The 14059-nt window shown below is 47.4% G+C and carries 14 protein-coding genes and 1 other annotated feature; of the genes, 8 read left to right on the top strand and 6 right to left on the bottom strand.

What is annotated here, in order from left to right:
- The first annotated feature begins 25 nt into the window (after nt 1-25).
- On the top strand, nt 26-1261 hold the full coding sequence (locus GCU39_RS30240) for a cation:proton antiporter (RefSeq protein ID WP_152396861.1): 1236 nt from the start codon (nt 26-28) through the stop codon (nt 1259-1261).
- 28 nt (nt 1262-1289) lie between these two features.
- Here the strand turns inward: GCU39_RS30240 and GCU39_RS30245 are convergent, their stop codons facing one another.
- A complete protein-coding gene (locus tag GCU39_RS30245) occupies nt 1290-2216 on the bottom strand; it encodes a LysR family transcriptional regulator (protein WP_152396862.1) in 927 nt (308 codons plus the stop codon).
- 166 nt (nt 2217-2382) lie between these two features.
- Here GCU39_RS30245 and GCU39_RS30250 point away from each other — a divergent pair, with 166 nt between their 5' ends.
- The 3 genes from GCU39_RS30250 to sdhB are packed head-to-tail and all read left to right on the top strand — an operon-like array spanning nt 2383 to nt 5583.
- The gene (locus tag GCU39_RS30250; RefSeq protein ID WP_152396863.1) at nt 2383-3045 is read left to right on the top strand and encodes a succinate dehydrogenase cytochrome b558 subunit; all 663 of its coding nucleotides are present in this window, start codon (nt 2383-2385) and stop codon (nt 3043-3045) included.
- Nucleotides 3046-3058: 13 nt separating this feature from the next.
- Nucleotides 3059-4816, top strand: coding sequence for a succinate dehydrogenase flavoprotein subunit (gene sdhA, locus GCU39_RS30255; RefSeq protein ID WP_152396864.1), 1758 nt, complete (start codon nt 3059-3061; stop codon nt 4814-4816).
- A 2-nt stretch (nt 4817-4818) separates the two neighbouring features.
- On the top strand, nt 4819-5583 hold the full coding sequence (gene sdhB / locus GCU39_RS30260; protein ID WP_152396865.1) for a succinate dehydrogenase iron-sulfur subunit: 765 nt from the start codon (nt 4819-4821) through the stop codon (nt 5581-5583).
- A 207-nt stretch (nt 5584-5790) separates the two neighbouring features.
- Here sdhB and GCU39_RS30265 read toward each other — a convergent pair whose 3' ends face one another.
- The gene (locus tag GCU39_RS30265) at nt 5791-6870 is read right to left on the bottom strand and encodes a bifunctional 3-deoxy-7-phosphoheptulonate synthase/chorismate mutase (protein WP_152396866.1); all 1080 of its coding nucleotides are present in this window, start codon (nt 6868-6870) and stop codon (nt 5791-5793) included.
- A gap of 92 nt (nt 6871-6962) precedes the next feature.
- Nucleotides 6963-7220 (bottom strand) — a binding site (T-box leader).
- Between the two features lie 140 nt (nt 7221-7360).
- Nucleotides 7361-8038 (bottom strand): DUF2642 domain-containing protein, encoded by a 678-nt coding sequence (locus tag GCU39_RS30270; RefSeq protein WP_152396867.1) that lies wholly within the window; start codon nt 8036-8038, stop codon nt 7361-7363.
- A gap of 272 nt (nt 8039-8310) precedes the next feature.
- Between GCU39_RS30270 and GCU39_RS30275 the strand changes: the two genes are divergently transcribed.
- Nucleotides 8311-8646, top strand: a complete 336-nt coding sequence (locus tag GCU39_RS30275; RefSeq protein WP_152396868.1) for a hypothetical protein — start codon at nt 8311-8313, stop codon at nt 8644-8646.
- Between the two features lie 137 nt (nt 8647-8783).
- Here GCU39_RS30275 and GCU39_RS30280 read toward each other — a convergent pair whose 3' ends face one another.
- Nucleotides 8784-9059, bottom strand: a complete 276-nt coding sequence (locus GCU39_RS30280) for a hypothetical protein (protein ID WP_152396869.1) — start codon at nt 9057-9059, stop codon at nt 8784-8786.
- Nucleotides 9060-9309: 250 nt separating this feature from the next.
- Between GCU39_RS30280 and GCU39_RS30285 the strand changes: the two genes are divergently transcribed.
- The 3 genes from GCU39_RS30285 (at nt 9310) to GCU39_RS30295 (ending at nt 12053) form a co-directional block, all read left to right on the top strand.
- On the top strand, nt 9310-10176 hold the full coding sequence (locus tag GCU39_RS30285) for a metallophosphoesterase (RefSeq protein ID WP_152396870.1): 867 nt from the start codon (nt 9310-9312) through the stop codon (nt 10174-10176).
- Nucleotides 10177-10199: 23 nt separating this feature from the next.
- Nucleotides 10200-10943: a metallophosphoesterase family protein gene (locus GCU39_RS30290; protein ID WP_152396871.1), complete on the top strand. Its 744-nt coding sequence runs from the start codon at nt 10200-10202 to the stop codon at nt 10941-10943.
- A 126-nt stretch (nt 10944-11069) separates the two neighbouring features.
- Entirely contained in the window at nt 11070-12053 is a 984-nt protein-coding gene (locus tag GCU39_RS30295) for a DMT family transporter (RefSeq protein WP_152396872.1), read from the top strand.
- A 231-nt stretch (nt 12054-12284) separates the two neighbouring features.
- Here the strand turns inward: GCU39_RS30295 and GCU39_RS30300 are convergent, their stop codons facing one another.
- Both GCU39_RS30300 and GCU39_RS30305 read right to left on the bottom strand, forming a co-directional pair.
- Nucleotides 12285-13100 carry a histidinol-phosphatase gene (locus tag GCU39_RS30300; protein ID WP_152396873.1) on the bottom strand — a complete coding sequence of 272 codons (816 nt, stop codon included), beginning with the start codon at nt 13098-13100 and terminating at the stop codon, nt 12285-12287.
- Between the two features lie 14 nt (nt 13101-13114).
- Nucleotides 13115-14017 carry a LysR family transcriptional regulator gene (locus GCU39_RS30305; protein WP_152396874.1) on the bottom strand — a complete coding sequence of 301 codons (903 nt, stop codon included), beginning with the start codon at nt 14015-14017 and terminating at the stop codon, nt 13115-13117.
- Between the last annotated feature and the right edge of the window lie 42 nt (nt 14018-14059).

Consider the following 14059-nt stretch of genomic DNA (forward strand, 5'->3'; position numbering starts at 1 on the left):
ATTGATCATTCAAGGATGTGATAGCTTGGGAACAGCAACGGGAGAAATTATTCAGCATTTGCTCGTTTTACTGGTATTAATCTTCGTAGCCGGCATGGCAGCTGGCAAAATCGCTTCATGGCTGAAGCTCCCGGATGTCGTTGTCTTTATTCTGATCGGTATGGTGCTCGGACAAGGATTGCACTGGATTCATGAGACGAGCAGTTCCGTACTGAATCAGACCATTCTAACAGCGGGTTCAACCTTAATTCTATTCGACGGCGGACGGAATATCGGTCTTCATGGGCTGCGCAAGGTTTGGGTCACCGTCTCCTTATTAAGCGTACCCGGTGTCTTGATTACAGTCGGTGTTGTGGGTGCAGCGGCGCATTATCTGTTCGGGCTTGAATGGATTCTATCGTTGTTAGTCGGTGCGGTGATTGCATCGACAGACCCAGCATCGATCATCCCCGTGTTCAGGCAGGTCAAGATTCAGGATAAGGTCCGTGAGACGGTGGAGAGCGAGTCGGCGTTTAACGATGCGACAGGGTCTATTATTACGTTTACCCTGCTTGCGGTGGTGTTAGGTCAAGGAAGCTTGGAAGCGGGACCGATGGTTGTCGATTTCTTAAAGACGGCGGTCGGCGGCATCTTGGTGGGTGTATTAGTCGCGTTTCCGTTTACGTATTTAACTGGGCATGCTCGATTCGCAATCTTGCGTGAATATACGACCATCGCGATGATCGTCGTTGCTCTTGCCGCATATTTAGTTGGTGATCTGCTCCACGTCAGCGGGTTCATGGCGACTTTCGTCGCAGGATTGATCTGGGGTAACGAGAAAACATTCGGTTTATCGATGCATGAGAAGCGGCAAGAGATGGATCATTTTGCTGATAATATCACGGTATTGATGCGGATGCTCATCTTCATTCTGCTCGGCAGCCAGGTGAATTTCAGCGTCTTGATCGAATATTTCTGGCCAAGCTTGATCGTGGTGCTTGTGCTGATGTTCATCGCGAGACCGCTCACGGTGATCGCATGTGCGCTACCTGACCGTAAGGCGAAATGGACGTGGCGAGAAATGGCGTTTATGGTCTGGGTGCGTGAGACCGGGGTTATCCCGGCTGCATTATCCGGGATGATTGCCGCTTCTGGCGTAGAGCATGCCGATATCATTGCGTCCGTGACCTTCATGGCCATTATGCTCACGATATTGGTGCAGGCTAGCTCTACAGCTTGGATGGCGAGGAAGCTAGGGCTTGAGGTACACCCCAATAAATAGGAAATAAGCAAAGACAAAGAGCCAAGGATTAATATCCATGGCTCTTTGCTTTCGCGGTGAAAGACTGCAGCTTGGCATAGGCAGCTGCTTCTTGGATAAGCATTTGCGCTGAACTGCTGAGCGAAGCGGGATCGGAATAGATCAATGATGTGGTGCGCTTGGTCTGCTCCAATTCGCGTAAGTGAACGACGGTGAGCTCGTTATCTGCGAGCAACTGAGGCCGTAAATAAGAGTGCGGGAGCAGCGTTGCCGATTTGCCTGTTGCCAGCAGCCGAATGATCGCTTCGAAGGAGTCGATCTCCATCCGAACATCCGGAATGACCCGGCAGCGATGGAACAGATCATCGGTCAAGATCCGGTACCATGTCCCTCTTGAGAACAGGATCATCGGAAGCCCGTTCAAGTCTTGAATATCGATCGATTTCTTGGCATGCAGGACATGATGCTTCGGCAATACGAGATCCAGGTGGTCCTCGAATAGCGGAAGGCACTGGAGTGGCGGTTCATTAATTAGGGAAGCAACAAGACCGATATCGACCTTCTTCTCCCGTACGAGCGTGACGATTTCATGGGTTTTGCCTGTGATCGCCTTCATCTCGGTCTCCGGATGCTTGGCCAAGAAGACATGAATAAGATCTGGCAGCGTAGATTGCAAGGTCGTCAGACTGGCGCCGATTGTAATCATACTCTTGTCCGTTGCTTTATATTCAGCGATCGTCTGCAATAAATCGCGTTCAATCTGGCGCATTTCGAGTGCGAATTCGTAGGTAAGCTGACCGATTCTCGTCAATTCGAGCTTTTTGCCAATTCGCGTGAAGAGCTGGACACCGAGCTGGTCTTCCAATTTGGTAATTTTCCGAGAAAGGGCTGGTTGTGATAAATTCAACAGCTGAGAAGCTTTGTTCAGACTTGACTGTTCGACGACAGCTGCAAAATATTGCATCATTTCCAACATTTCGACACCTCTTATGCGAATAAGTTATAAAAACTAATAAAAAATACGCATTTCCATTATAAGCGAAAAAGGAGTAACATGGTAGGTGATATAAACCATTCACAAGTTGTTCACATGAAAAATGGAAACCAATCTAGGCAATGATTGAAAGGGGAAACGCTTACTTATGAAAGGGACTTCTTTTTACTCACGGAAGTTGCACTCGCTACTCGGGATTATTCCGCTGGGCTTGTTTATCCTGGAGCACATGTTGACGAACTACTCCGCGTTCGAAGGAGGCAAAGAAGGGTTTAACAGCAGCGTTAAATTTCTGAATGATCTTCCATTAGTCATCTTCTTAGAAATTTTCGGTATCTTCTTGCCGCTGCTCTATCACGGCGTATACGGTCTCTATATTGCCTATCAAGCAAGAAATAACGTCAGCAATTACAGCTATGGTCGAAACATCATGTTCATGCTGCAGCGGGTAACGGGTGTAATTACATTTGTGTTCGTCGTATGGCATCTATACACGACACGTTTCCAAGTTACGCTTGGTAATTTGACGCATGAAGAATTGGGTCAGCATATGAATGAAATTTTATCACAACCGATCTACTTTATCATTTATGTCATTGGGGTCGTAGCAGCGGTATTCCACTTCAGCAACGGGCTATGGTCGTTCCTCGTGAGCTGGGGAATTACGGTTGGACCTCGTGCGCAACGCGTCTCTTCTTATATTTGCATGGGCTTATTCGTTCTAGTATCGCTCTTGTTCATTCTGTCACTGGTCGCATTCACAGGCAGTGAGTTTGAAGCAGCAGGGCTTGTAAACTTGATTAACGGTTAAGGGGTGGAATGAAATGTCGAAATCTAAAATCATCGTCGTCGGCGGCGGACTAGCAGGTCTGATGGCCACGATCAAAGCAGCAGAAGCAGATGTGCATGTTGAATTATTCTCACTCGTACCGGTTAAACGTTCTCACTCCGTATGTGCACAGGGCGGAATTAACGGTGCCGTCAATACGAAGGGTGAAGGCGACTCGACATGGGAGCACTTCGACGATACGGTATATGGGGGAGACTTCTTAGCGAATCAGCCTCCGATCAAAGCGATGTGTGATGCGGCGCCAGGGATTATCCATTTGATGGACCGGATGGGCGTTATGTTCAACCGTACACCGGAGGGATTACTCGACTTCCGCCGGTTCGGCGGAACGAAATACAGCCGTACAGCATTTGCCGGAGCAACAACGGGACAGCAGCTCTTGTACGCACTTGACGAGCAAGTTCGCCGTCATGAGGCAGCAGGTCTAGTCACGAAACGCGAGCATTGGGAATTCCTATCGGCCGTCATTGATGATGAAGGTGTCTGCCGCGGGATTACGGCGCAAGATCTACGTACGATGGAAGTCGTTACATTTGCAGCGGATGCGGTTATCTTGGCAACAGGCGGCCCTGGTATTATTTTCGGTAAAACAACGAACTCGGTTATTAATACAGGTACGGCAGCGAGCGCAGTTTACCAGCAAGGCGTTCACTATGCGAACGGAGAGTTCATTCAGATTCACCCGACAGCCATCCCTGGGGACGATAAGCTTCGGTTGATGTCGGAATCTGCTCGCGGTGAAGGCGGACGGATCTGGACATACAAAGACGGTAAGCCATGGTACTTCCTCGAAGAGAAATATCCGGCATATGGTAACCTTGTGCCACGGGATATCGCAACGCGCGAGATCTTCAGTGTCTGTGTGGATCAGAAGCTCGGCATCAATGGCGAGAACATGGTCTACCTTGACCTGTCGCACAAAGATCCGAAGGTCCTCGATGTGAAGCTCGGCGGTATCATTGAGATCTATGAGAAATTTATGGGTGACGATCCCCGTAAAATTCCAATGAAGATCTTCCCGGCTGTTCACTATTCGATGGGCGGCATGTGGGTTGACTACAATCAAATGACGAACATTCCTGGGCTATTCGCAGCCGGCGAATGTGAATATCAATATCATGGTGCGAATCGTCTGGGCGCGAATTCGCTCTTGTCCGCGATCTACGGCGGGATGGTATCTGGACCAAAAGCAGTGGAGTATATCCGCGGCCTGAAGAAATCGGCTGAAGACATTTCCTCTTCCGTGTTCGATCGCGAGAGCAAGAAGCAGACGAACAAGTATGAGAGCTTGCTTAAAATGGAAGGCAAAGAAAATGCGTATGTCCTCCACAAGGAACTCGGCGAATGGATGACGAATAACATGACGGTTGTTCGTTATAACAAGAAGCTCGAAGAGACGATTGGCAAGATCAAGGAATTGAAGCAGCGTTATCAGAACATTAACATGACCGATACAGCGCGTTGGAACAACCAAGGGGTAGCATTCACCCGCCAGCTATGGAATATGTTAGAGCTATCCGAAGCGATGACACTTGGCGCATTAATGCGTAACGAGAGCCGCGGTGCGCACTATAAACCGGAATTCCCGGATCGTAATGATGAAGATTTCTTGAAGACGACGAAAGCGGCTTGGACGCCGGATGGCCCGACCATTTCGTACGAAGAGGTAGATGTATCGCTTATTAAGCCGCGTAAACGCGACTACTCGACAGATAAGAAGAAAGGAGAATAACGATGGCGGAGACTACAGTAACATCCAAAACCGTTAAATTCATCGTCACGCGTCAGGACAAACCGGATGCGAAGTCTTATACAGAAGAATTCGAAGTGCCATACCGTCCAGGGATGAACGTGATCAGTGCGCTGATGGAAATCCAGCGGAACCCGAAGAACGCGAGTGGTCAAGCAACATCGCCGGTATGCTGGGAGTCCAACTGCTTGGAGGAAGTGTGCGGCGCATGTTCGATGGTCATCAATGGCAAACCGCGTCAAGCTTGCTCTGCGCTCGTCGATAAGCTCGAGCAGCCCGTTCGTATTGCGCCAATGAGTACTTTCCCTGTCGTTCGCGACCTTGTCATCGACCGCAGCCGGATGTTCAATGCTTTGAAGAAAGTGAAGGCATGGATTCCAATTGACGGGACGTACGATCTTGGTCCTGGACCGCGGATGGCAGAATCCAAACGTCAATGGGCTTATGAATTGTCGAAGTGTATGACATGCGGCGTCTGCTTAGAAGCTTGTCCGAATGTGAACGAGAAAACAAGCTTTATCGGTCCTGCGCCGATCTCGCAAGTCCGCTTGTTCAATGCGCATCCAACAGGTGAGATGAACAAGGATGAGCGTCTTGATGCGCTGATGGAAGAGGGGGGCATCGAGGGCTGCGGTAACTCGCAGAACTGCGTACGTTCCTGTCCGAAGGGCATTCCGCTTACAACATCGATCGCTGAGATGAATAAGGCGACAACGAAGCATATGTTCAAGAAATGGCTAGGCGTATAACACAACTTTAGCAAAAGTGAAATGAGCAAAAGCTGTGTTAAGAGCCGCGATATAATCAAAAGGCATACCATGAAGCACGGGATCGGTTGTTGATCAACCACCTATTGCTTCGAGGTATGCCTTTTCTTTTAGGTATAGAATTTATCGGAGTCCCCGCTAAGTACCTGAATCGCTTCGAGGTCAAAGCATCACTTTGTGGGGGGTTATTTATGCGTTGAACAATCCGGAAGACTTGACGCGGTGCCAGAAATCGTGGAATTGTTCGATATTAAGCTGCTGCTGCGCATCGGATAGTGCGGTTGCCGGGTCAGGATGAACCTCAACCATAATGCCGTCCGCCCCTGCTGCAAGAGCTGCCTTCGCGCAAGGAACGAGAATATCTTTGCGTCCTGTCGAGTGCGTGACGTCGACGAGCACAGGTAAATGCGTCTCTTGCTTCAAAATCGGAACAGCGGAGATATCAAGCGTATTCCGAGTCCATTTCTCATAGGTGCGAATTCCGCGTTCGATCAGAATAACATTCGGATTGCCCCCTGCGACGATGTATTCTGCACCGAGGATGAATTCTTCGATCGTGGCTGCTAATCCGCGCTTAAGGACGACGGGAACGCCGACTTGGCCAGCGGCCTTGAGGAGTTCGAAATTCTGCATATTCCGCGCGCCGATCTGAATGATGTCGATATAATTCGCTGCGAGTTCAATGTGTCCCGGATGTACAATTTCGCTGATCGTCACCATATCAAGCTCATCCGCTACTTGCTTGAGCAGCTTCAAGCCCTCAATGCCTAGACCTTGGAAGTCGTATGGGGATGTGCGTGGCTTAAAGGCGCCGCCGCGGAGGACCCGAATACCGGATTCTTTTAACGCCGTAGCAACGGTCTTAAGCTGATCGTAAGATTCCACGGAGCATGGCCCGGCAATCATCACTTGCGCAGAACCGCCAATCGGAACCCCTTTTACGTTAACGACCGTATTCTCTTGCTGCTTTTTGCGGCTGACGAGCAGAATTTTCTTATGGTCATCCTGCTGGAGATCAAGCGAAGCTTTGAAGATTTGTTTGAATAAATGCTTAATTGTTGCATCCTCGAAAGGACCATCGTTGCGTGCAACGAGCTCTTCGAGCATTTCACGTTCTCGTACTGGATCATATTTGGGAATCCCTTGTTTCTGCTTCACGATGCCGATTTCTTGGGCGATGACCGCGCGCTCGCTTAATAGGGATAATAATTTTAGGTTAATTTCATCTAATTGATTACGTAACTGGTCTAAATCTCTGTTCTGGCTCATCTCAAATCGCTCCTTTTATTCTCTACTCAGATTATCGCCGAATTCCATGCTCCTGTATTCTAGGGCCCTTAGAACGCAAAAAGACTGCCTAATCAAGGGACGGTGAAACTCCGTGGTACCACCCTTGTTAGACAGCCGTAAAATTCAGCTTTCTCGCTCAATGCATGGTAACGTCATGCGGACGGACCTCCCTACTGAAGGATGAGGGTATTCTTCCTCTCTTCCTCGTTCAGGTGTCAACTCTGGAGTGAACTTCAGCAAATCATGTCCTTCCGTGTGCTCTCAGTCGGGTCGGCACACAGTCCCTGTAAGGCTGTCTTTCGCTTACTTTTCTCCGTCATCGTCGTTCATAAGTATCATATTCCTCAAATTCAAACCGGTTAATAGAGATTGTAATCCCATGATTTGAAATTTGCAATAGACTCAGGTGAAGCTTTAACGATTTATCTTGATAAAGCGCGAAATTTCCCTTATTAGAAGCTATATTGCTCTATAAGTAAGGCAAATGCACGCATTTTACGTGGTCTACGAGCAGCAAATTGGATTCCCCATTCGCTTGAATCAACTCGATAAAACCCTCGTCCACGGATAGAAGCTGTCCAATTTTGTTATGGTTTTCACCGAGATCAAAGACAACAAACGATCCTTCGAATTTTTTGAGTTGCTGCTCAAACGTCCGGGCCATGGCCATATTCGTCGGCTGCAGTGGAAACTTATCAACGGTAAGGCGGTAAGGTGTCTCGTTGGAATTATAGGGTATTAAATATTTTAAATGCTGAAGCGGTATGAGGATCGTATGGAAAGCAGGAGAGAAGAATACAAAAAAATCATTCATAATGTTGGTGACATAGCCGTGAAGAGACTGGCTACCAGTAATATAAACCTCGGAGAAAGCCCCTTTTGCGAGCATCAATATTTTACGGTATGAGATTCGTTCTTTATGGTGATCGAGTAAGGGTGCCTCTGCTTGTACCGCATTGTCATCTGTTGTCGATAAGGGCATTAACATGTTCTGTAAATGGATCAGAGGGATGTAGAGGTGCTGATTGTTACGCTGAATAACGAGCACATCACTGCCATAGTCTACAAGAACTCCACGTAGGGGAGTACTTAATTCCGAAATTAGCAGCTGAACTTTTTTTCCTACAAATTTTTGTAACTCGCTCATTCTAACAACTCCTTTCAATGGGAGTGGAGGTACTCAAACCTATGAAGAGATTCGTACCCTATTTATATGTATCTCGCTACCGATTGGCACTGGATGAAGAACTATTTACGGATTAAATAGGTCAAATAGGGTTCCATGGACAAATGAAAACCGTACAAATCACATGACGGGACAAATTCAATAATTGGATGAATCTACTAGGACAAATATCGTGCCACATAAGAGAGGGCCCTAATATATTGTACTATCTTAACTGAAAGGGGCAGAGCCAATTGAGAAATATGAATGAAGCTTGCCATGAGAAATGTGCAGAAGAGGCAATGTTTGAATTCAAACTAGAACCACAATACGGTCAAGGCTTCTATATAAATGAGAACCCTCTAGGGTTAAACGCGCTCGTGATCGTAAAAAATGAAAGCAACAGCCCGGTTCGTCTAGATATTACGCGATACAATCGACCGACATCTAATTTCATAATCCTCGCAGGTGATGAATTTGGTGTGGAACTGGACAATATTCAAACTGTAGGGATTTTTAACCGTGGCCAAAAAGTGGCTAAAGGAAAAATCATCATTATCCCGAATTTCAGTTGCATCAACAAATGTTAGTAGAGTGAAAACGCAAAACGAGCCCCTAGAATTGTTCTAGAGGCTCGTTGTTTTTATTCGCTCTGCGTTTAGATCAATAGAATGATTACAGCAGTTTCTACTGGGAGGATTCGTAGTTTTCCTTAAGCTGCATTAAGTTAGACCACAACAGCAATATTAAGGGTGCCGCAAATCGGTCCATCAATCGCTAATAATCCAATCGTTAGCGTATTTTCGATTCTGGCAATAAAAGATTGACCTTTTTGGATGATGAAGACATGGGTTCCAGAGAGTGATGTTATAACGAGTTCAACAGGATTTCTCCCTGTATTAATAACCTCTGTTGCTGTGTTTGTCGCTGGAGTCGAACTGAAATATCCTTCTCCGACACCGGCATTTTGCTGGAAATGAATGCTTGGGAATAAAACTGCCATGAAAAATACCTCCCTTCTGACTCTTATGCTATATTCTATTGAAAAAGGAGATAACTGGAACGGTATAAGCACATAGACTAACATATATTTCTGAATAGATTCGGATAGTTAGAAGACTAGGATTATAGCAGCCTAGTAATTACATTGCTACGTTCTTTGAATTTGTGCCAGAGCCTACTTTTTTCCTTTGTATGGATGTAAATGATATAATGCTAGATTATGGAGCCTATTGTTTACATGAGGAGGTAGAATGAAGAACAAGCGCAAAATGACACGGCGAGCATTCTTGAAGCGGAGTGTGTTAACGCTCCTTGGGGTTGCGGTGGCCGGGGGTGCATATACACGATACATTGAACCAAATTGGTTAGAATGGAAGCGAATAATTCATCAGAGCACGCGTCTGCCGGAGGCATTTCATAACTTGCGGATCATTCATTTTAGCGATCTTCATTTTGGATATCATATGAATGCGGAGAGACTGGCAAGCATCGTGGAAAAGATGAATGGGGAGCGAGCGGATCTAATCCTGTTCACAGGTGATCTGATCGATAACGGGCTCGCGGATGTGGATCAGGTTATTCCGGAACTGAGGAAGCTTCATGCCCCATTAGGGAAGTTCGCGGTACTCGGGAATCACGATTTCCGCCATGCGCCTGAGTCCAAGTCGACAAATGCCTTAGAGCAAGCAGGATTTCGGGTGCTTAAAAATCAGCATGTCGAACTGGCGCGCGGTGATGCCCGCATCGCGGTTGCCGGACTTGAAGATTGGTTCGGCGGATTTCCGAATGTGAGGGAGACCGTGTCGGGGCTACCGACGGACCGTTATACGATATTGCTGGCGCATGAGCCCGATCTAGCGGATGAGGCGATGAACTATGCGATCGATCTACAGTTATCTGGGCATAGTCATGGGGGGCAAGTACGTATACCTGGTCTTCCTGTGAGGTGGAATCCAGAGATGGGGCAGAAGTATCCGGATGGACTCTACACGTTCCCGAATACCGAATTCAAACTATATACGAACCGCGGATTGGGAATGACCTTTCTTCCTGTTCGCTTCTTATGTCGACCGGAGATTACGGTCCATACGATACGACGTCAAGCTATCTCGACGTAAGCAGTAATCAAGGAGGACTTATCGTGCAACGAATCGCAATAATATCAGATATACATGGCAATATGCCTGCACTGGAAGCTGTGCTCGCAGATATTGATAAACGGGGGATTAACCGGATTATTTGTTTAGGTGACTTGGTAGGCAAAGGGCCTAATCCAGTTGAAGCCGTCGATCGGATTCGGGAACGCTGCGAGATTGTTATTCGAGGCAATTGGGATGAACTTATTGGGCGTCAGTTGACGGACAAAGAGATCTTTACGTGGCATGAGGAACGGCTCGGAACGGACAGGCTGCACTATTTGGCGACGCTCCCGTTCAGCTACGACATGGAGATGAGCGGGAAGCGAATTCGGCTTGTCCACGCTTCACCGCAGAGCGTCTACCATCGTGTGCAGCCCTGGGACAGCGAGGAGAGAAAACTCGGTATGTTCGCAAATACGCCCGAGACAGGCAAATCGGAGGAAGATCCGAAGCCGGAAGTGGTCGGCTATGGGGATGTTCATAATGTCTTTGTGCAGCATATGGAACGTCGAATGTTGTTCAATGTGGGGAGCGTCGGGAACGCGCTCGATATGATCCAAGCTTCTTACGCGATTATGGAAGGCGTGGAGGGTGGAAGCGCACTCGAATCGTTCTCCATTCAGCTCGTGCGCGTCCCTTATGATATTGAACTCGCGGCACAGCATGCCCTTGAAGCGAATGTGCCCGAAATGGAGATGTACATTCGAGAACTGCGGACGGGTGTCTACCGTGGACTACAACAATAGACTGAAAAATAATAGTTGATGATCATGCCGATTAGGAGCATAATGGGATACGTGTGTCTAGAAGTATAAGTTGAACAACCTCTAATGACACACCATGGATTAATTCAAAAAGGTGGCATACATCCTGTGAAAGCTAAAAGTTGGTTTACGCATCCCGTCGGCATTATCGTCAGCTCTGTTGCTGCAACATTACTGTGGGGTAGCGCTGTACCCTTTGTAAAATTAAGTTATGTAGAGCTTCAAATTTCGAAGCAAGATGTGTTCGAGCAGCTTATCTTCGCCGGCTATCGATTCGCTCTCGCAGGTTTTTTATTATATGTGCTGCTGAAGCTGGCAGCTCTAGGGAAGTCGTCAGGCAATCAGCAAGCAAATGAATATACCGGGAAGTTAAGTGTGTGGCGCCTCTCGCGTCTTGCCCTCGTACAGACCTTCTTGCAGTATTTATTTTTCTATATTGGTCTGATGCATTCGTCAGGCATTCAAGGCGCGATTATCTCTGGATCCGCATCCTTCTTCCAGATGTTATTTGCGCAGACGATGTATCGCAATGAGCCGTTTACAATGGCGAAAATTACAGGGCTGTTCCTAGGCTTCTTAGGCGTATTTGCCGTCGGTTTCACGCAGAGCGGATTGCATTTCCAATTCGGATTCGGTGAGATATGCTTGCTGTTGTCCGCAGCCTTTGGTGCCTTCGGGAATGTGCTTGCACGCCATGAATCCGGCAAAGTATCCGTCCTTGAGCTTACCGCTAAGCAAATGCTGATCGGGGGACTAGGCCTCGCAGCCATCGGTGTTGTACGTCGAGGTTTCATGCCATTCCATTTCGATGCGAAGACAGCAATTATCTTCGTCTATCTTGCATTCGTATCGGCTGCGGCCTTCGGACTCTGGAATTTGGTGATGAAGTACAATAAAGTCGGGAAGGTCTCGATGTATCTCTTCCTGATCCCTGTATTCGGCGTAATTCTGTCATCCATCATTCTTGGCGAGACAATTCACATTTGGGTTGTGCTGGCGCTGGCTAGTGTGGTCTCCGGCATTATTATTGTGAACCGATCACATGCGTCCACCAAGGCGGTCAAAGAAACAAGCCTGGAAGCAGCGCAATAATGCGGCATAAATCATAGGGTTACATGTTTTCGTCATTTGTTACACAAATGAAATAGTTCTGTGATGCGTTCATAATGTTAAGGGGGTATGATGTACTCAAGACCCCCTTTTAATAAATAAACTTAAGGACCTACCAACGTGGTAGGTCCTCTTTTTTTATTATTACGTCTTTAGGTTTCCTGAAAAGTACCTGAATCGCTTCTTTGCCAAAACACCACTTTATGGGGAATTTTAGAGCTGTACGATTTGCTTGTTCTTCTGTTTGTAATACACCCAGGACGTAAATCCAATTTCCTTCAGACGGTCGCGAACTTGTTCCCACTCATCGCCAACTCGGCTTGGGATATGTGCATCGGAACCGAAGGTAACGTCCACATGATGGAAGAGGGCTCGTTCCAGAATGTCATCCGATGGATACCAACCGCCACTCAGTTTCGTTTTTCCCGATGTATTAATCTCGATTGCAATGCCGCTTTCGCCGATCACGCGCAAGGTCTCGTCAATGGCCTCATGGGCTTGAATGGTAGAGAATTCAGGATAATTGCCTTTCATCGCATCAATATGCCCAAGAATTTGGAACATGCCGCTTGTTGCGGAGTCTCGGATCATCCCGTAATAAATGTTCTTCGCCTGAATCATCTGAGCGGACGTCAGACCTTTCCAACGCGATTTGTTGAAGATGCTTACGCCTTCCGTCTGATGAACCGAGCCGATTACATAGTCGAAGGGGTACTGCGCATATATTTGATGATAGAGGGAGGCATGTTCCGGGAAGAAATCCGACTCCACGCCGAGCAGAACATCGATCTGCCCCTCGTATTTTGCTTGCAGACGCAGCACTTCTTGAATATAGTTTGCAAATTCGCTCTTTGCCATCGCAATGCGAGGCTGAGCTTGATCTTCGGGGCTGCCGAAGTAAGGCGAGTGATCGGAAATGCCAATGACCTGAAGACCAGCCTGAATACCGGCCTTAATATAATCTTCAATGTTGCCGTCGGCATGTCCGCAGCGAAAATGATGTGTATGCAAATCAAATTTCGTGGTCATCTGGTAACAACTCCTTACTCTGAACTGATAAATTGGGTCTCAGGCATGCCTTTTAAGTCGCTTAAAAATTGCTGCATGGCTGAATTTAAGTATTTGCCGGATTTATAGACGACACCGACAGGGTGGGCGGTCTCGAATTCACTGACTTTGATCATTTTTAAGGTTCCGCGGCGCAGTTCATTGCCGATCGATAGCTTCGAGATCACGGCAGCACCAAGATTCAGCTCCACCATCCGTTTAATTTCCTCGCTACTGGACAATTCCATCACAATATGAGGTTCAATATTATATGTCTTGAACACTTGATCCGAGAATCTTCGGCCGACCGTATCAGGGGATAAGACGATGAACGGGACATCACGCAGCGCTTCAACCGTCGTGTGCTTTAGTGTACCCAAGGGGTGGCTGGGCGAAACGACAAGTTCGAAGGTGTCATAGTACAATACGCTGGACTCCAAATTCGGTGTACTCTCCGATAAGTAACCGATGCCAATATCGACGGTGCCATTCTCTACTTGCGCCATAATCTGGGCCGAAGACATCGTTAGGATGGAAGTTTTGATAAGCGGGTATTGGTTCTGAAAATACGAGAGAACGCGCGGTAAAATTTGAATCGCGATGGAGGTTGTGGTGCCGATCGTAATATGACCTTGTGGAATGTTGCTGAGGTCACTTAAGCGCTGCTTCAGTTCTGCGACGATCTTCAGAATTCGCTCTGCATGGTCAAGAAAGACATGGCCCTGATCCGTGAGCGTGACAGGCTGGTTCCGATCGATTAACACGGTCTTGAATTCATCTTCTAAGCTTTTGATTTGGGCGGACACAGCGGGCTGCGTTAAGTTCAGCATTTCCCCTGCTTTTCGAAAGCTCGTCGTCTTGGAAATGGTAATGAGTGTCTCAAGTTGACTGATGTTCACAGAATCCCTCCTTGGCTGAAAATTTATGTTCAACATTAGACG

The organism is Paenibacillus guangzhouensis, assembly GCF_009363075.1.
GTDB lineage: Bacteria > Bacillota > Bacilli > Paenibacillales > Paenibacillaceae > Paenibacillus_K > Paenibacillus_K guangzhouensis.